The organism is Cupriavidus alkaliphilus, from assembly GCF_014191175.1.
GTDB classification, from domain to species: domain Bacteria; phylum Pseudomonadota; class Gammaproteobacteria; order Burkholderiales; family Burkholderiaceae; genus Cupriavidus; species Cupriavidus alkaliphilus.
In genome coordinates this window covers 1-18,699 of sequence record NZ_JACHWE010000015.1, presented here as the reverse complement: position 1 = coordinate 18,699, position 18,699 = coordinate 1, and the positions used below count along the sequence as shown (strand labels likewise).

Annotated in this window: 15 protein-coding genes and 1 tRNA gene; 15 read left to right on the top strand and 1 reads right to left on the bottom strand. The window is 63.5% G+C overall.

Going from position 1 to position 18,699, the window contains the following annotated elements; translation table 11 throughout:
• The 8 genes from FHX60_RS27480 to rplL all read left to right on the top strand — a co-directional run.
• Nucleotides 1-93: EF-Tu C-terminal domain-related protein (locus FHX60_RS27480; protein WP_018003799.1), on the top strand; the 93-nt coding region annotated here is incomplete at its 5' end.
• An 83-nt stretch (nucleotides 94-176) separates the two neighbouring features.
• Nucleotides 177-252 (top strand) — tRNA-Trp (locus tag FHX60_RS27475).
• 59 nt (nucleotides 253-311) lie between these two features.
• Entirely contained in the window at nucleotides 312-692 is a 381-nt protein-coding gene (secE, locus tag FHX60_RS27470) for a preprotein translocase subunit SecE (protein ID WP_012354155.1), read from the top strand.
• 10 nt (nucleotides 693-702) lie between these two features.
• Nucleotides 703-1,284: a transcription termination/antitermination protein NusG gene (gene nusG, locus FHX60_RS27465; RefSeq protein ID WP_092317651.1), complete on the top strand. Its 582-nt coding sequence runs from the start codon at nucleotides 703-705 to the stop codon at nucleotides 1,282-1,284.
• Nucleotides 1,285-1,446: 162 nt separating this feature from the next.
• Nucleotides 1,447-1,878, top strand: a complete 432-nt coding sequence (gene rplK, locus FHX60_RS27460; RefSeq protein WP_010810467.1) for a 50S ribosomal protein L11 — start codon at nucleotides 1,447-1,449, stop codon at nucleotides 1,876-1,878.
• Complete coding sequence (rplA, locus tag FHX60_RS27455; RefSeq protein WP_012354153.1) at nucleotides 1,879-2,574, top strand: 50S ribosomal protein L1; 696 nt, start codon at nucleotides 1,879-1,881, stop codon at nucleotides 2,572-2,574.
• Nucleotides 2,575-2,982: 408 nt separating this feature from the next.
• The gene (gene rplJ / locus FHX60_RS27450) at nucleotides 2,983-3,504 is read left to right on the top strand and encodes a 50S ribosomal protein L10 (RefSeq protein WP_092317648.1); all 522 of its coding nucleotides are present in this window, start codon (nucleotides 2,983-2,985) and stop codon (nucleotides 3,502-3,504) included.
• A gap of 69 nt (nucleotides 3,505-3,573) precedes the next feature.
• Nucleotides 3,574-3,948 carry a 50S ribosomal protein L7/L12 gene (gene rplL / locus FHX60_RS27445; RefSeq protein WP_012354151.1) on the top strand — a complete coding sequence of 125 codons (375 nt, stop codon included), beginning with the start codon at nucleotides 3,574-3,576 and terminating at the stop codon, nucleotides 3,946-3,948.
• A 185-nt stretch (nucleotides 3,949-4,133) separates the two neighbouring features.
• On the opposite strand, the gene FHX60_RS27440 is transcribed toward rplL, so the two are convergent.
• Entirely contained in the window at nucleotides 4,134-4,496 is a 363-nt protein-coding gene (locus tag FHX60_RS27440) for a hypothetical protein (protein WP_165835220.1), read from the bottom strand.
• Here FHX60_RS27440 and rpoB point away from each other — a divergent pair.
• From rpoB to FHX60_RS27405, 7 genes are all read left to right on the top strand, one after another.
• On the top strand, nucleotides 4,377-8,483 hold the full coding sequence (rpoB, locus tag FHX60_RS27435; RefSeq protein ID WP_092317645.1) for a DNA-directed RNA polymerase subunit beta: 4,107 nt from the start codon (nucleotides 4,377-4,379) through the stop codon (nucleotides 8,481-8,483). The genes FHX60_RS27440 and rpoB overlap by 120 nt on opposite strands.
• A 114-nt stretch (nucleotides 8,484-8,597) precedes the next feature.
• Nucleotides 8,598-12,839, top strand: coding sequence for a DNA-directed RNA polymerase subunit beta' (rpoC, locus tag FHX60_RS27430; RefSeq protein ID WP_092317642.1), 4,242 nt, complete (start codon nucleotides 8,598-8,600; stop codon nucleotides 12,837-12,839).
• A gap of 183 nt (nucleotides 12,840-13,022) precedes the next feature.
• Nucleotides 13,023-14,870, top strand: a complete 1,848-nt coding sequence (gene recQ, locus FHX60_RS27425; RefSeq protein WP_183285188.1) for a DNA helicase RecQ — start codon at nucleotides 13,023-13,025, stop codon at nucleotides 14,868-14,870.
• Between the two features lie 355 nt (nucleotides 14,871-15,225).
• Complete coding sequence (gene rpsL / locus FHX60_RS27420; protein WP_010810460.1) at nucleotides 15,226-15,603, top strand: 30S ribosomal protein S12; 378 nt, start codon at nucleotides 15,226-15,228, stop codon at nucleotides 15,601-15,603.
• Nucleotides 15,604-15,827: 224 nt separating this feature from the next.
• Entirely contained in the window at nucleotides 15,828-16,298 is a 471-nt protein-coding gene (gene rpsG, locus FHX60_RS27415) for a 30S ribosomal protein S7 (protein WP_012354147.1), read from the top strand.
• Between the two features lie 117 nt (nucleotides 16,299-16,415).
• Complete coding sequence (gene fusA, locus FHX60_RS27410) at nucleotides 16,416-18,524, top strand: elongation factor G (RefSeq protein ID WP_092317636.1); 2,109 nt, start codon at nucleotides 16,416-16,418, stop codon at nucleotides 18,522-18,524.
• A gap of 82 nt (nucleotides 18,525-18,606) precedes the next feature.
• The coding region (locus FHX60_RS27405) for a GTP-binding protein (protein WP_018003793.1) at nucleotides 18,607-18,699 on the top strand (93 nt) is incomplete at its 3' end.

Here is an 18,699-nt window from a genome sequence, read left to right as displayed (position 1 = left end):
GCCCCGATCGCCATGGAAGAAGGCCTGCGCTTCGCTATCCGCGAAGGTGGCCGTACCGTCGGCGCCGGCGTCGTGGCAAAGATCCTCGACTAAGCTGTTCGATAGCGAATGCGGCACCAACCGGCCGCATTCGTTGCCAGAGGGGTTGGCGCAAGCGTCGACCCCGAAGTTGTTTTAGGGGTATAGCTCAACTGGCAGAGCGTCGGTCTCCAAAACCGAAGGTTGGGGGTTCGATTCCCTCTGCCCCTGCCAAATCAATCAGCCGCGTCGCGAGGAACAATCGTGACGCGGCTTAGTCTCGTTTGCGAAACATGGCCAATCCCAATGTTGAAACCGTGAATGCCAGCAGCGGCAAGTGGATGCTTGGCGTCGCGGTGCTGCTGGTGGTGGCGGGCGTCATCGGTTTCTATGCACTGGCACAGCAACCGTCTTATGTACGTGGCGCCGCACTGTTCGGTGGTATTGCACTGGGTATCGTGGTTGCGCTGGTGTCGGCACCGGGCAAGGACTTTATCGGGTTCGCCAAGGAATCGTATCGGGAAGTTCGCAAGGTCGTCTGGCCGACGCGCAAGGAAGCCGGGCAGATGACGGGACTGGTCTTTGTCTTCGTCGTCGTCATGGCCTTGTTCCTGTGGTCGGCGGACAAGCTCATCGAGTGGGTGGTGTTCTCGCTCGTGCTGGGCTGGAAATAAGAGGTAGCACATGACGGATAACGCTCAGCAGGAAACCACCGCGCAAGAATCGCCTTCGTCGAAGAAGCGCTGGTATGTGGTGCATGCCTACTCCGGCATGGAGAAAAGCGTGCAACGCGCGCTGCAGGAGCGCATCGAGCGCGCCGAGATGCAGGACAAGTTTGGCCGCATCCTGGTGCCGTCCGAAGAAGTCGTGGAAATCAAGGGTGGCCACAAGTCGGTCACCGAGCGTCGTTTCTTCCCCGGCTACGTGCTGGTGGAAATGGAAATGACCGACGAGACCTGGCACCTGGTGAAGAACACCAGCAAGGTTACCGGTTTCGTGGGCGGCGCCCGCAATCGCCCGAGCCCGATCTCGCAGCGCGAAGTCGACAAGATCATGACCCAGATGCAGGAAGGGGTCGAAAAGCCGCGTCCCAAGACGCTGTTCGAAGTGGGCGAAATGGTGCGCGTCAAGGACGGCCCGTTCACCGATTTCAACGGCAACGTGGAAGAGGTCAACTACGAGAAGTCGCGCCTGCGCGTCTCGGTCACGATCTTCGGGCGTGCCACGCCGGTCGAGCTCGAGTTCGGCCAGGTCGAGAAGGTTTAAGGAATTTGCCGGTTGTCGGCCGCAAGGGCGGCAACGGGCAACGGCAGTGCCCCAGGGCGCTGCCAAAGAGGAGCGTGAGGCCGTGCGATCGGTGCGGCGACAGCGCGTTACGACTCAACAGGATCGTCTTCCCCGAGTGGAGCGGTCCGGATTGGAGTAGAAATGGCCAAGAAGATCATTGGCTTTATCAAGCTGCAGATTCCGGCTGGTAAGGCAAATCCCTCCCCGCCCGTTGGTCCCGCACTGGGTCAGCGTGGTCTGAACATCATGGAGTTCTGCAAGGCGTTCAACGCCCAGACCCAGGGTATGGAACCCGGTCTGCCGGTGCCGGTGGTGATTACCGCCTTCGCCGACAAGAGCTTCACCTTCGTGATGAAGTCGCCGCCGGCGACCGTGCTGATCAAGAAGGCAGCCGGCATCACCAAGGGTTCGCCGAAGCCCCACACCGACAAGGTTGGCAAGATCACCCGCGCCCAGGCTGAAGAAATCGCCAAGGCCAAGAACGCTGACCTGACCGCCGCCGACCTGGACGCCGCCGTGCGTACCATCGCCGGTTCGGCTCGTTCGATGGGCATCACCGTGGAGGGTCTGTAAATGGCTAAGGTTTCCAAGCGCGTCGCCGCCAACAAGGCGAAGATCGAGCGTACCAAGTTCTACCCGATCGACGAGGCCCTGGGCCTGGTGAAGGGCTGCGCCTCGGCGAAGTTCGACGAGTCGATCGACGTGGCCGTGCAACTGGGCATCGACGCCAAGAAGTCGGACCAGGTGGTGCGTGGTTCCGTGGTGCTGCCTGCCGGTACCGGCAAGTCGGTGCGCGTCGCCGTGTTCGCCCAGGGCGACAAGGCCGAGGCCGCCAAGGCCGCCGGTGCCGACATCGTCGGCATGGAAGACCTGGCTGAGCAAGTCAAGGCCGGCAACCTGAACTTCGACGTCGTGATCGCCTCGCCGGACACGATGCGTATCGTCGGTACGCTGGGCCAGATCCTGGGCCCGCGCGGCCTGATGCCGAACCCGAAGGTCGGTACCGTGACCCCCGACGTGGCCCAGGCCGTGAAGAACGCCAAGGCCGGTCAGGTCCAGTTCCGTGTCGACAAGGCCGGTATCATCCACGCCACCATCGGCCGCCGCTCGTTCGAAGACGCCGCGCTGAAGAGCAACCTGGCCGCGCTGCTGGACGCGCTGGTCAAGGCCAAGCCGGCCACCAGCAAGGGCGTGTACCTGCGCAAGGTCGCGGTCTCGTCGACCATGGGCGTTGGCGTGCGTGTCGACCAGGCTACGCTGGCTGCCTGAGCTGACGGCAAATTGCTGACCGGCACCCGATAACACCGGTCGGCAAGAAGAATTGAAGACCCTGGCCAATGGCGAGGGTCGTCTCCGGACCGCAAGGAATGGAGCATGGCTTTGGGCAGTGGTGCCCGCCAGATGCGCAAGTATCGGCAGGCACCGCTGGTTATCAAAGACCGCTGGTGTCCTTGTCCGCGGCAGTGTTGCGGAAAGGGCTTAATCGGTCGGAACGTGCGCGAAGGCTTCCAAGCCTGAGTGACGTCTTCCGGCCAGCCAGCGCAGATGGCGCACCCGAAGGGATTGATGAAGCCGGGCCTCGACCCGGATGATTCGGGCCAATCGGACGCCGTTCGTTTGTGCTGACGTGAAGGCTCCGGTATTGCCGGAGACCCAGCGTCATTTTGGAGCTTAACCGTGCCACTCAATATTGAAGATAAGAAGGCCGTCGTTGCTGAGGTCTCGGCGCAAGTCGCCAAGGCCCAGACCATCGTCGTCGCCGAATATCGCGGCATTGCGGTTGGCGATCTGACCAAGCTGCGTGCTGCCGCTCGCCAGCAAGGCGTGTACCTGCGCGTTCTGAAGAACACGCTGGCCCGCCGTGCCGTCGAAGGTACGCCGTTTGCAGGCCTCGCAGAGCAGATGACCGGTCCGCTGATCTACGGTATTTCCGAAGATGCAGTGGCCTCGGCCAAGGTTCTGAACGACTTCGCCAAGACCAACGACAAGCTGGTCCTGCGCGCCGGGTCGTATGACGGCAAGGTTCTCGACGCTGCCGCCGTGAAGGCGCTGGCCTCGATCCCGAGCCGCGACGAACTGATTGCTCAGCTGCTGGGCGTGATGCAGGCACCGGTGTCGGGCTTCGCCCGTCTGCTGGCTGCTCTGGCCGCCAAGAAGGCAGAAGGCGCTCCCGCGGAAGCGGAAGCTGCCGGCGCCTAAGGCAATCCAGGCCGCGCATCGAAAGATCGCATTACCGATACCGAATCAAATCTAGTAGGAGTATTTCAAATGGCAATCACCAAAGACGACATCCTGGAAGCCGTTGGCGCGATGTCCGTGATGGAACTGAACGACCTGGTCAAGGCGTTCGAAGAGAAGTTTGGCGTGTCGGCCGCTGCCATGGCCGTGGCTGCTGCTCCGGGCGCTGCCGGTGCTGCTGCTGCCGAAGAGCAGACCGAATTCAACGTGATCCTGGCCGAAGTCGGCGCCAACAAGGTCGGCGTGATTAAGGCTGTTCGCGAAATCACCGGCCTGGGCCTGAAGGAAGCCAAGGACCTGGTCGATGGCGCACCGAAGCCCGTCAAGGAAGGCGTGGACAAGGCTGCTGCTGCCGAAGCCAAGAAGAAGCTGGAAGACGCCGGCGCCAAGGTCGACGTCAAGTAATGCTGTACTCGCGTGCCCTTGCGGCACGCGAATGGGGCTGGCAAAGGGAAATTCCCGGCGCCAGCCTTTTTGCGCTTGTGCGATTGTGTTTTAGTCACCACTCCGCACGGCGATGACGCAGTAAAAGTGATGTTTGCGATTCGCGGCGAAGATCGATTTGCCGGCGATTCAGCAGAGGCCAAACATCAGTGGCACACTAAGTGGTTGCTGCTGATGTTTGTCTTCTGAACCGACTGCAGAAGACAAGTTTGGTCGGGTGTCCCCCGGGCGAGTACAGGCGTTGCGCTGAAGCGACGACCACACCGCCCGCAGCGTGCGGACACCGTCAGCCAGAGGTTGGTAGCGGCCAACCGCCAAATCCCCTCCCAGTCGCTGAACACCTCAGGTCCGGCCAGGTCCAGCCAGCCCTGCGATGATTCGGAGATCCCATGGCGTACAGCTTCACCGAAAAGAAGCGCATTCGCAAAAGCTTTGCGAAGCGCGCGACGGTACATCAGGTTCCATTCCTGCTTGCCACCCAGATTGAATCCTACACCCAGTTCTTGCAAGCGGATACGCCACCCGCACGTCGCAAGACCGAAGGCCTCCAGGCCGCTTTCAACGCAATTTTCCCGATCTCCTCGCATAACGGGCTCGCCCGTATGGAGTTCGTCTCGTATCACCTGTCCAACCCGCCGTTCGACGTCAAGGAATGCCAGCAGCGTGGCCTGACGTTCCATTCGGCGCTGCGCGCCAAGGTTCGCCTGATCATCAACGATCGCGAGAACCCGGGCAAGGTCAAGGAAGTGAAGGAGCAGGAAGTCTACATGGGCGAGATCCCGCTCATGACTTCCACGGGTTCGTTCGTCATCAACGGCACCGAGCGTGTCATCGTCTCGCAGCTGCACCGCTCGCCGGGCGTGTTCTTCGAGCACGACAAGGGCAAGACCCACAGCTCGGGCAAGCTGCTGTTCTCGGCACGCATCATCCCCTACCGCGGCTCGTGGCTGGACTTCGAATTCGATCCGAAGGACATCCTGTACTTCCGCGTCGACCGCCGCCGCAAGATGCCGGTGACGATCCTGCTGAAGTCGATCGGCCTGACCCCGGAACAGATCCTGGCGCACTTCTTCGTGTTCGACAACTTCACGCTGCAGTCGGAAGGCGCGCAGCTGGAGTTCGTGCCCGAGCGCCTGCGCGGTGAAGTCGCGCGCTTCGACATCGCCGACAAGAACGGCCGCGTGGTGGTCGAGAAGGACAAGCGGATCAACGCCAAGCACATCCGCGACCTGGACTCGGCCGGCACCAAGCTGATCAGCGTGCCGGAAGACTACCTGCTGGGCCGCGTGCTGGCCAAGAACATCATCGACCCGGATACCGGCGAGGTGATCGCCAACGCCAACGACGAGCTGACCGAAGCGCTGCTGGAAAACCTGCGCGAAGCCGGCGTCAAGCAGATCCAGACCCTGTACACCAACGACCTGGACCAGGGCCCGTACATGTCGCAGACCCTGCGCGTGGACGAGACCGCCGACCAGACCGCCGCGCGTATCGCGATCTACCGCATGATGCGCCCGGGCGAGCCGCCGACCGAAGAAGCCGTGGAGGCGCTGTTCCAGCGCCTGTTCTACAGCGAAGAGTCGTACGACCTGTCGCGCGTGGGCCGCATGAAGGTCAACAGCCGCCTGGGCCGCCCCAGCGGTGAAGGCGCCATGGTGCTGCAGGACGAGGACATCCTCGAGACCATCAAGATCCTGGTCAACCTGCGCAACGGCAAGGGCGAGGTCGATGACATCGACCACCTGGGCAACCGTCGCGTGCGTTGCGTCGGCGAGCTGGCCGAGAACCAGTTCCGCGCCGGCCTGTCGCGCGTGGAGCGTGCCGTCAAGGAACGTCTGGGCCAGGCCGAGACCGAGAACCTGATGCCGCACGACCTGATCAACTCGAAGCCGATCTCGTCGGCGATCCGCGAGTTCTTCGGTTCGTCGCAGCTGTCGCAGTTCATGGACCAGACCAACCCGCTGTCGGAGATCACGCACAAGCGCCGCGTCTCCGCACTGGGCCCGGGCGGCCTGACGCGCGAGCGCGCCGGCTTTGAAGTCCGCGACGTGCACCCGACCCACTATGGCCGCGTGTGCCCGATCGAAACGCCGGAAGGTCCGAACATTGGTCTGATCAACTCGCTGGCACTGTATGCGCGCCTGAACGAGTACGGTTTCCTCGAAACCCCGTACCGCAAGGTCGAGAACAGCAAGCTGACCGACCAGGTCGACTACCTGTCGGCGATCGAGGAAGGCAAGTACGTGGTGGCGCAGGCCAACGCAACCGTCGACGCCGACGGCAACCTGACCGACGAACTGGTGTCGGCGCGTGAAGGCTCCGAGCGTGAAACCCGTATGGTGACGCCGGACCGCGTGCAGTACATCGACGTGGCGCCGTCGCAGATCGTGTCGGCCGCTGCCTCGCTGGTGCCGTTCCTGGAACACGATGACGCGAACCGTGCACTGATGGGCGCGAACATGCAGCGTCAGGCCGTGCCCTGCCTGCGTCCGGACAAGCCGCTGGTCGGTACCGGCATCGAGCGCACCGTCGCGGTCGACTCGGGTACCGCCGTGCAGGCCATGCGTGGCGGCCTGGTCGACTATGTCGACGCGATGCGTATCGTGATCCGCGTGAACGACGACGAAGCCGTGGCCGGTGAAGTCGGCGTGGACATCTACAACCTGATCAAGTACACGCGCTCGAACCAGAACACCAACATCAACCAGCGTCCGATGGTCAAGGTGGGCGACCACGTGGCCCGCGGCGACGTCATCGCCGACGGCGCCTCGACCGACCTGGGCGAGCTGGCTCTGGGCCAGAACATGCTGGTGGCGTTCATGCCGTGGAACGGCTACAACTTCGAGGATTCGATCCTGATCTCGGAGCGTGTGGTGGCCGAAGACCGCTATACCTCGATCCACATCGAGGAACTGTCGGTCGTCGCCCGCGACACCAAGCTGGGACCGGAGGAAATCACGCGCGATATCTCGAACCTGGCCGAAGCCCAGCTGGCTCGCCTGGACGAGTCGGGCATCACCTACATCGGTGCCGAGGTCGAAGCCGGCGACGTGCTGGTGGGCAAGGTCACGCCGAAGGGCGAGACCCAGCTGACGCCGGAAGAGAAGCTGCTGCGCGCGATCTTCGGCGAGAAGGCATCGGACGTGAAGGACACCTCGCTGCGCGTGCCGTCGGGCATGAGCGGCATCGTGATCGACGTCCAGGTCTTCACCCGCGAAGGCGTGACGCGCGACAAGCGCGCCCAGTCGATCATCGACGATGAACTGAAGCGCTACCGCCTGGACCTGAACGACCAGCTGCGTATCGTGGAAGGCGACGCGTTCCAGCGTCTCGAGCGCCTGCTGGTCGACAAGACCGTCAACGGCGGTCCGAAGAAGCTGGCCAAGGGTGCCAAGATCACCAAGGAGTACCTGGCGGACATCGACAAGTACCACTGGTTCGACATCCGTCCGGCCGACGAGGAACTGGCTGCCCAGCTGGAAGCCGTCAAGGAAGCCATCGAGCAGAAGCGCCACGAGTTCGACCTGGCCTTCGAAGAGAAGCGCAAGAAGCTGACGCAGGGCGACGAGCTGCCGCCGGGCGTGATCAAGATGGTCAAGGTCTACCTGGCCGTCAAGCGCCGCCTGCAGCCTGGCGACAAGATGGCAGGCCGTCACGGTAACAAGGGTGTGGTGTCGAAGATCGTGCCGATCGAAGACATGCCGTACATGGCGGACGGTACCCCGGCCGACATCGTGCTGAACCCGCTGGGCGTGCCGTCGCGGATGAACGTGGGCCAGATCCTGGAAACCCACCTGGGCTGGGCCGCGCGCGGCCTGGGCCAGCGCATCGGCGACATGCTCAAGGCGCAGGCCAAGGCGCAGGAACTGCGCACGCTGCTCTCGCAGATCTACAACGAGAGCGGCAAGCCGGAAGACCTGGACAGCCTGTCGGATGCCGAAGTGTTGGAACTGGCCAACAACCTGAAGAAGGGCGTGCCGTTTGCGACCCCGGTGTTCGACGGTGCCCACGAGGACGAAATCCGCCGCATGCTGGATCTGGCCTACCCGGACGACGTTGCCCGCGAAAAGGGCCTGACGGCTTCCAAGCAGCAGGTCACGCTGCACGACGGCCGCACCGGCGAAGCGTTCGAGCGTCCGGTCACGCTGGGTGTGATGCACATGCTGAAGCTGCACCACCTGGTCGACGACAAGATGCACGCGCGCTCCACCGGCCCGTACTCGCTGGTGACGCAGCAACCGCTGGGCGGCAAGGCCCAGTTCGGTGGCCAGCGTTTCGGTGAGATGGAAGTGTGGGCACTGGAAGCCTACGGCGCGTCGTACGTGCTGCAGGAGATGCTGACGGTCAAGTCCGATGACGTGAACGGCCGTACCAAGGTGTACGAGAACATCGTCAAGGGCGAGCACTCGATCGACGCCGGCATGCCGGAATCGTTCAACGTGCTGGTGAAGGAAATCCGCTCGCTGGGTATCGATATCGACCTCGATCGCTACTGATCGAGCCGATGCGGGTGCCGGCTGCGGCCGGCACTCACCAGCGCAGGATTTCCCACAGAATGAATGCCGCCGATCCGGACAGAGTCCGGGACGGTGGCGAAACAAGGAGTTGCAATGAAAGCATTGCTCGATCTCTTTAAGCAGGTACAGCAGGAAGAGCAGTTCGACGCGATCAAGATCGGCCTGGCCTCGCCCGAGAAGATCCGTTCGTGGTCGTACGGCGAAGTGAAGAAGCCGGAAACGATCAACTACCGTACGTTCAAGCCGGAACGCGACGGCCTGTTCTGCGCCAAGATCTTTGGCCCGATCAAGGACTACGAGTGCCTGTGCGGCAAGTACAAGCGCCTGAAGCACCGTGGCGTGATCTGCGAGAAGTGCGGCGTTGAAGTGACGCTGGCCAAGGTGCGCCGCGAGCGCATGGGCCACATCGAACTGGCCGCGCCGACCGCGCACATCTGGTTCCTGAAGTCGCTGCCGTCGCGCCTGGGCATGGTCCTGGACATGACGCTGCGCGACATCGAGCGCGTGCTGTACTTCGAAGCCTTCGTGGTGATCGAACCCGGCATGACCCCGCTCAAGAAGAGCCAGATCATGTCGGAAGACGACTACCTGGCGAAGTGCGACGAGTACGGCGAGGGCGAGTTCGTCGCCATGATGGGTGCCGAGGGCATCCGTGAACTGCTGCGCGGCATCGACATCGAGAAGCAGATCGAACAGATCCGCGCCGAGCTGCAGGCCACCGGCTCCGAAGCCAAGATCAAGAAGTTTGCCAAGCGCCTGAAGGTGCTCGAGGCCTTCCAGCGTTCGGGCATCAAGCCCGAGTGGATGATCCTCGAGGTGCTGCCGGTGCTGCCGCCCGAGCTGCGCCCGCTGGTGCCGCTGGACGGCGGCCGCTTCGCGACCTCGGACCTGAACGACCTGTACCGCCGCGTCATCAACCGTAACAACCGCCTGAAGCGCCTGCTGGAGCTGAAGGCGCCTGAGATCATCGTGCGCAACGAAAAGCGCATGCTGCAGGAAGCGGTTGACTCGCTGCTGGACAACGGCCGTCGCGGCAAGGCGATGACCGGCGCCAACAAGCGTCCGCTGAAGTCCCTGGCCGAAATGATCAAGGGCAAGGGCGGCCGTTTCCGTCAGAACCTGCTGGGCAAGCGCGTCGACTACTCGGGCCGTTCGGTCATCGTGGTGGGCCCGACGCTCAAGCTGCACCAGTGCGGCCTGCCCAAGCTGATGGCGCTCGAGCTGTTCAAGCCGTTCATCTTCCACAAGCTGGAAACGATGGGCATCGCCACCACCATCAAGGCGGCGAAGAAGGAAGTCGAAAGCCAGACCCCGGTGGTGTGGGACATCCTCGAAGAGGTGATCCGCGAGCACCCGGTGATGCTGAACCGTGCGCCGACGCTGCACCGCCTGGGCATCCAGGCGTTCGAGCCGGTGCTGATCGAAGGCAAGGCGATCCAGCTGCATCCGCTGGTCTGCGCGGCATTCAACGCCGACTTCGACGGTGACCAGATGGCTGTTCACGTGCCGCTGTCGCTGGAAGCGCAGATGGAAGCCCGCACCCTGATGCTGGCCTCCAACAACGTGCTGTTCCCGGCCAACGGCGACCCGTCGATCGTGCCGTCGCAGGACGTGGTGCTGGGCCTGTACTACACCACCCGCGACAAGATCAACGGCCGCGGCGAGGGCATGACCTTCGCCGACATCAGCGAAGTGATCCGCGCCTACGAGAACAAGGAAGTCGAACTGGCTTCGCGCGTGAACGTGCGTATCACCGAGTATGAGCTGGTCGACAAGGACGCCGAGGGCGATGCCCGTTTCGCGCCCAAGATCACGCTGCAGGCCACCACGGTCGGCCGCGCGATCCTGTCGGAGATCCTGCCGAAGGGCCTGCCGTTCTCGGTGCTGAACAAGCCGCTGAAGAAGAAGGAAATCTCGCGCCTGATCAACACGGCGTTCCGCCGCTGCGGCCTGCGCGAGACCGTGATCTTCGCCGACAAGCTGCTGCAGTCGGGCTTCCGCCTGGCGACTCGCGCCGGTATCTCGATCGCGATCGACGACATGCTGGTGCCGCCGGCCAAGGAAAAGATCATCGCCGAGGCCTCGGCCAAGGTGAAGGAATACGACAAGCAGTACATGTCGGGTCTGGTGACCGACCAGGAACGCTACAACAACGTCGTGGACATCTGGGGCGCCGCCGGCGACCAGGTGGGCAAGGCGATGATGGAGCAGCTGCAGCACGAGGACGTGGTCGACCGCGAAGGCAAGACCGTGAAGCAAGAGTCGTTCAACTCCATCTACATGATGGCCGACTCGGGCGCACGGGGTTCCGCCGCGCAGATCCGCCAGCTGGCCGGCATGCGTGGCCTGATGGCCAAGCCGGATGGCTCGATCATTGAAACGCCGATTACGGCGAACTTCCGTGAAGGCCTGAACGTTCTGCAGTACTTCATCTCGACCCACGGCGCCCGTAAGGGCCTGGCCGATACGGCACTGAAGACCGCGAACTCGGGTTACCTGACCCGTCGTCTGGTCGACGTGACGCAGGATCTGGTGGTGGTCGAAGACGATTGCGGCACCTCCAACGGCGTGGCCATGAAGGCCCTGGTCGAAGGCGGTGAAGTGATCGAAGCCCTGCGCGACCGTATCCTCGGCCGCGTGACCGTGGCCGACGTGGTCAACCCGGAAACCCAGGAAACCGCGATCGAGTCCGGCACGCTGCTGGACGAAGACCTGGTCGAGCTGATCGACAACATCGGCGTGGACGAAGTCAAGGTCCGCACGCCGCTGTCGTGCGACACGCGCTACGGCCTGTGCGCCAAGTGCTATGGCCGCGACCTGGGCCGCGGCGTGCTGGTGAACTCGGGCGAAGCGGTGGGCGTGATTGCCGCGCAGTCGATCGGTGAGCCGGGCACGCAGCTGACCATGCGTACGTTCCACATCGGTGGTGCGGCATCGCGTGCGGCAGTGGCCTCGAGCGTGGAAGCGAAGGCGACCGGTACGGTGCGCTTCACCGCGACCATGCGCTATGTGACCAACGCCAAGGGCGAACTGATCGTGATCTCGCGTTCGGGCGAGGCGCTGATCACCGACGACCATGGCCGCGAGCGCGAGCGCCACAAGATCCCGTACGGCGCCACGCTGCTGGTGCAGGACGGTCAGTCGATCAAGGCCGGCACGCAACTGGCCACCTGGGACGCGCTGACGCGCCCGATCGTTTCGGAGTACTCGGGCACGATCAAGTTCGAGAACGTCGAAGAGGGCGTGACCGTCGCCAAGCAGATGGACGAAGTGACGGGCCTGTCGACCCTGGTGGTGATCGACGCCAAGCGCCGCACGGCCGCAACCAAGGGCATCCGCCCGCAGGTGAAGCTGCTCGACGCCAACGGCCAGGAAGTGAAGATTCCGGGCACGGACCACTCCGTGACCATCGGCTTCCAGGTCGGCGCGCTGATTACCGTGAAGGACGGCCAGCAGGTGCACGTGGGTGAAGTGCTCGCGCGTATCCCGACCGAATCGCAGAAGACCCGCGACATTACCGGTGGTCTGCCGCGTGTGGCCGAGCTGTTCGAAGCGCGTTCGCCGAAGGACGCCGCCGTGCTGGCTGAAGTCACCGGCACGACCTCGTTCGGCAAGGACACCAAGGGCAAGCAGCGCCTGGTCATCACCGACCTGGACGGCAATGCCCACGAGTTCCTGATCGCGAAGGAAAAGCAGGTGCTGGTGCACGACGGCCAGGTGGTGAACAAGGGCGAAATGATCGTGGAAGGTCCGGCGGACCCGCACGACATCCTGCGCCTGAAGGGCATCGAAGAGCTGGCGCACTACATCGTCGACGAAGTCCAGGACGTGTACCGTCTGCAGGGCGTGAAGATCAACGACAAGCACATCGAGGTGATCGTTCGCCAGATGCTGCGCCGTGTTCAGATCGTCGATGTGGGCGACACCAAGTTCATCCCGGGTGAACAGGTGGAACGTTCGGAACTGCTCGACGAGAACGACCGCGTGATCGCCGAAGGCAAGCGTCCGGCGACCTACGAGAACCTGCTGCTGGGTATTACCAAGGCGTCGCTGTCGACCGACAGCTTCATCTCGGCGGCATCGTTCCAGGAAACCACGCGCGTGCTGACCGAAGCCGCGATCATGGGCAAGACCGACGACCTGCGTGGCCTGAAGGAAAACGTGATCGTCGGCCGTCTGATCCCGGCCGGTACCGGCCTGGCCTACCACCGTGCCCGCAAGGCGCGCGAGGCCTCCGAGCGCGAACGCGCCCAGGCGATCGCCGAAGAAGAGCAGTCGCTCTTCATCGAGCCGCCGGTGGTGCAGGCGACCGAGGGCGAAGGCGACAACGCCTGATCCCGTTGCAGTGATTACCGCCGCAAGGCGGACCAAAGCCCGGCTGATCCAGCCGGGCTTTTTTTGTCCGGGCGCGGCGCGGCCTTTCGTGAGAAACATCGGAGAGTTTGCCGCGCAGGCGCGGCGGCCGGCCCCCTTAGTGGTAAGGTTACGGCTTTTCCGGCTCCAGCATTTCCGTTGTCCATGTCGCAAGCACTGGCGATCCTCAAGGATGTCTTCGGCTACCACGCCTTCCGCGGGCGCCAGGCCGAGATCATCGACCACGTCGCCACGGGCGGCGATTGCCTGGTGCTGATGCCGACCGGCGGCGGCAAGTCGCTGTGCTACCAGATCCCGGCGCTGCTGCGCCAGCGCGCCGGCGATGGCGTCGGCATCGTGGTGTCGCCGCTGATCGCGCTGATGCAGGACCAGGTCGCGGCGCTGACCGAGGCCGGCGTGCGCGCCGCGGTGCTCAACTCGACGCTGACCGGCGCCGAGGCCTCCGCGGTCGAGCGCGACCTGCTGGCCGGGCGCATCGAGCTCCTCTACGTGGCGCCGGAACGGCTGATGACGCCGCGCTTCCTTGACCTGCTGGAGCGCACCCGCGTCGGCCTGTTCGCGATCGACGAAGCCCATTGCGTCTCGCAATGGGGCCATGACTTCCGGCCCGAGTACATCCAGCTGTCGGTGCTGCACGAACGCTTCCCGTACGTGCCGCGCATCGCGCTGACCGCGACCGCCGATGCGCTGACGCGCGACGAGATCGTCGAGCGGCTGGCGCTGCACGACGCGCGCATCTTCATCTCCAGCTTCGACCGGCCCAACATCCGCTACCGCATCGTCGAGAAGGACAATGCGCGCCAGCAGTTGCTCGCCTTTATCAAGGCCGAACATACCGCGGCCGACGGCACCCACGACAGCGGCATCGTCTATTGCCTGTCGCGCAAGAAGGTCGAGGACACCGCGCAATGGCTGAGCGGCCACGGCATCAACGCGCTCGCCTACCATGCCGGCATGGACGCCCAGGTGCGGCAGCACCACCAGGCGCGCTTCCGCGAGGAGGAAGGGCTGGTGATGGTGGCGACGATCGCCTTCGGCATGGGGATCGACAAGCCCGACGTACGTTTTGTTGCCCACCTGGACCTGCCCAAGAGCATGGAGGGCTATTACCAGGAAACCGGCCGCGCCGGCCGCGACGGGCTGCCCGCCAATGCCTGGATGGCCTACGGCCTGGGCGACGTGGTGCAGCAGAAGCGCATGATCGATGAATCCGAGGCCGACGAGGCCTTCAAGCGCGTGTCGTCGTCCAAGCTCGATGCGCTGCTGGGCCTGTGCGAAACCGCTGGCTGCCGGCGCGTGCGCATCCTGGCGTATTTCAACGAAACCAGCGAACCCTGCGGCAACTGCGATACCTGCCTCGAGCCGCCCGCGACGTGGGATGGCACGCGCGAGGCGCAGATGGCGCTGTCCTGCGTCTACCGCACCGCGCAGGCCAGCCGGGTGCACTTTGGCGCCACCCACCTGATCGACGTGCTGCGCGGCAATGCCTCGGAGAAGATCCGCCAGTGGGGACACGACCAGGTGTCCACCTTCGGCATCGGCAAGGACCGCTCGGTGCATGAGTGGCACACGGTGTTCCGCCAGCTGATCGCGCAGGGCTTGCTAACCATCGACCACGGCGGCCATGGCGCGCTGCTGCTGGGCGAGGAAGCGCGCGCGGTGCTCAAGGGCGAGCGCCAGATCATCCTGCGCCGCCAGGCCACCCGCCCCGGCAAGTCCGGCGAGCGCGCCGCGCGCGGCACGCGCCCCGACCATACCGCCGACATGGACGCCGACACCCTGGCCAACTGGGAGGCGCTGCGGCGCTGGCGCACCGAGGCCGCGCGCGAGCACGGCGTGCCGGCCTATGTCATCTTCCACGACGCCACCCTGGCGGAACTGGCCCGGACCGCGCCAGACTCGCTGTCCGCCATGCAGGGCATTCCGGGTATTGGCGCGTCCAAGCTGGAGCGCTACGGGCAGTCGATCCTGGCGGCGCTGCGCGCGGTCTGATCCGGACGGAGGGCCTGTTGCAGGCCGGATATGCAGGTGGGTATACGGCTTGACGGTATACGATTCCGCTGCTAGGATGCCAGATTCGAGTTTTTGGCTTTGGATTTCGCTCGCCCGTCGGATAAGTGGCCTTCAGGTCGCTGCCGGCAAGCCTACCGGACTGGATTTCCCATGGACGGGTGGCGGCAGACGCGGGATCCGGGTGCCGGCTCGCGCTCTTTGGCATGCTGTTACCGCACAGTCCCGTCTCCAGAGCGCCCGCTCACCTCTCCCGCCCAAAACCCGTAGTTGCCTCTCCAGCCTGGCGCATGCCGGCACGAGGGGCGTTTTTCGTAAAACCAAGCTGGATTGAACAATGCCAACTATCAACCAACTGGTTCGCAAGCCGCGTGTCTCGGAAGTCGTCAAGAGCAAGAGCCCGGCGCTTGAGAACTGCCCCCAGCGCCGTGGCGTGTGCACCCGCGTGTACACCACGACGCCGAAGAAGCCGAACTCGGCACTGCGTAAGGTCGCCAAGGTGCGCCTGACCAACGGTTTCGAAGTCATTTCGTACATCGGCGGTGAAGGCCACAACCTGCAGGAACACTCGGTCGTGCTGATCCGCGGCGGCCGTGTGAAGGATCTGCCGGGTGTGCGTTACCACATCGTCCGTGGCTCGCTGGACCTGCAAGGCGTGAAGGACCGCAAGCAGGCCCGTTCGAAGTACGGCGCGAAGCGTCCGAAGGCAGCCTAAGTTTCGGCAGCCTGGGCCCGCAAGGCCCGAAGCAACAGACGATAGCCTGTGGCGCGAGTCATGGTGCTGTCACCAGGCGGCGGTACAACGGAGCGCCTTTTTGGCAACCGTGCCGTCGAGTAAGTGGTCACCCGGCGAATTTGCTGTCTTTGCATGCAAGCTAGTTGGTGGCCGGAGAGCGGGAAACTCTGACCGCGCTCTCAACTGAATCTAAAGGAAAGAAGATGCCACGTCGTCGTGAAGTCCCGAAGCGGGACGTTCTGCCTGATCCGAAGTTCGGCAACGTTGAAGTTGCCAAGTTCATGAACGTGCTGATGCTGGATGGCAAGAAGTCGGTTGCCGAACGCATCGTGTACGGCGCGTTCGACCAGATCGAAAAGAAGGCAGGCAAGGCCCCCATCGAAGTGTTCTCCGTTGCCATCAACAACGTGAAGCCGGTGGTGGAAGTGAAGAGCCGTCGCGTGGGCGGCGCCAACTATCAGGTTCCGGTCGAAGTCCGTCCGTCGCGTCGTTTGGCATTGGCGATGCGCTGGCTGCGTGAGGCCGCGAAAAAACGCAGCGAGAAGTCGATGGCGCTGCGCCTGGCAGGTGAGCTGCTGGAAGCTGCTGAAGGCCGTGGCGGCGCGATGAAGAAGCGCGACGAAGTGCACCGCATGGCCGAAGCCAACAAGGCGTTCTCGCACTTCCGCTTCTAAAGCGAGCGAAAACATTGTTGGTTGCCGGGCGGGCTGTGTTTTTACACATCTCGCCCGTTTGTGTTAGGGGCGCGGGCCATGAGATGCCGGCGCCTCACGGACGAATAGAGGATTAAAGTGGCTCGTAAGACTCCCATCGAGCGTTACCGCAACATCGGTATTTCGGCTCACATTGACGCGGGTAAAACCACCACGACCGAGCGCATCCTGTTCTACACCGGTGTGAACCACAAGATCGGTGAAGTGCACGACGGCGCCGCCACCATGGACTGGATGGAGCAGGAGCAGGAGCGTGGTATTACCATCACCTCCGCTGCGACCACCGCCTTCTGGAAGGGCATGGCCGGCAACTACCCCGAGCACCGCTTCAACATCATCGACACCCCGGGCCACGTGGACTTCACCATCGAGGTGGAGCGTTCCATGCGCGTGCTGGACGGTGCCTGCATGGTGTACTGCGCCGTGGGTGGCGTGCAGCCGCAGTCGGAAACCGTGTGGCGTCAGGCCAACAAGTACAAGGTGCCGCGTCTGGCGTTCGTCAACAAGATGGACCGTACCGGCGCCAACTTCTTCAAGGTCTACGACCAGCTGAAGACCCGCCTGAAGGCCAACCCGGTGCCCGTGGTGGTGCCGATCGGCGCTGAAGACGGCTTCCAGGGCGTGGTCGACCTGCTGGAAATGAAGGCGATCGTCTGGGACGAAGCCAGCCAGGGCGTGAAGTTCGAATACCAGGACATCCCGGCCGAGCTGCAAGCCACCGCTGAAGAATGGCGCGAGAAGATGGTCGAGTCCGCCGCCGAAGCCAGCGAAGAGCTGATGGAAAAGTACCTGGGCGGCGAAGAGCTGACCCGCGCCGAGATCGTCAAGGCGCTGCGTGACCGTACCATCGCCTGCGAAATCCAGCCGATGCTGTGCGGCACCGCGTTCAAGAACAAGGGCGTGCAGCGCATGCTCGACGCCGTGATCGACTTCCTGCCGTCGCCGGTCGACATTCCGCCGGTTACGGGCACGGACGAGGACGACAGCGAGAAGAAGCTCGAGCGCAAGGCTGACGACAACGAAAAGTTCTCGGCACTGGCGTTCAAGATCATGACCGACCCGTTCGTCGGCCAGCTGATCTTCTTCCGCGTGTACTCGGGCAAGGTCAATTCGGGCGACACCGTGTACAACCCGGTGAAGCAGAAGAAGGAGCGTCTGGGCCGTATTCTGCAGATGCACGCCAACCAGCGCGAAGAAATCAAGGAAGTGCTGGCCGGCGACATCGCCGCCGCGGTGGGCCTGAAGGATGCCACCACGGGCGACACGCTGTGCGATCCGGCTGCCCCGATCGTGCTCGAGCGCATGGTGTTCCCGGAGCCGGTGATCTCGCAGGCTGTCGAGCCGAAGACCAAGGCTGACCAGGAAAAGATGGGCATCGCCCTGAACCGCCTGGCCGCCGAGGATCCGTCGTTCCGCGTGCGTACCGATGAAGAATCGGGCCAGACCATCATTTCGGGCATGGGCGAGCTCCACCTCGAAATTCTGGTCGACCGCATGAAGCGCGAATTCGGCGTGGAAGCCAACATCGGCGCGCCGCAGGTGGCCTACCGCGAAACCATCCGCAAGAAGGCCGAGGACGTCGAAGGCAAGTTCGTCAAGCAGTCGGGCGGCCGCGGCCAGTACGGTCACGCCGTGATCACGCTGGAACCGCAAGAGCCGGGCAAGGGCTTCGAGTTCATCGACGCCATCAAGGGCGGTGTGATTCCTCGCGAATACATCCCGGCGGTCGAAAAGGGTATCGTCGACACGCTGACGGCCGGTATCCTGGCTGGCTTCCCGGTGGTGGACGTGAAGGTCACGCTGACGTTCGGTTCGTACCACGACGTGGACTCGAACGAAAACGCGTTCCGCATGGCCGGCTCGATGGCTTTCAAGGAAGCCATGCGCAAGGCCAGCCCGGTTCTGCTGGAGCCGATGATGGCCGTGGAAGTGGAAACGCCGGAAGACTACACCGGTACCGTGATGGGCGACCTGTCGTCCCGCCGCGGCATCGTGCAGGGCATGGACGACATGGTGGGCGGCGGCAAGATCATCAAGGCCGAAGTCCCGCTGTCGGAAATGTTCGGTTATTCGACCGCGCTGCGCTCGGCCACGCAAGGCCGTGCCACCTACACCATGGAATTCAAGCACTACGCCGAGGCACCGAAGAACATCGCCGAAGCAGTGATGGCGGCCAAGGGCAAGTAAATAAGCTGTATGCCGCCGCGTCCGCCAGGACGCGGCGGCGTGATGAATCGACAAGACTGCATTCCATTAGGAGCTGAAAAAAATGGCAAAGGAAAAGTTCGAGCGGACCAAGCCGCACGTGAACGTTGGTACGATTGGTCACGTTGACCATGGCAAGACCACGCTGACCGCAGCG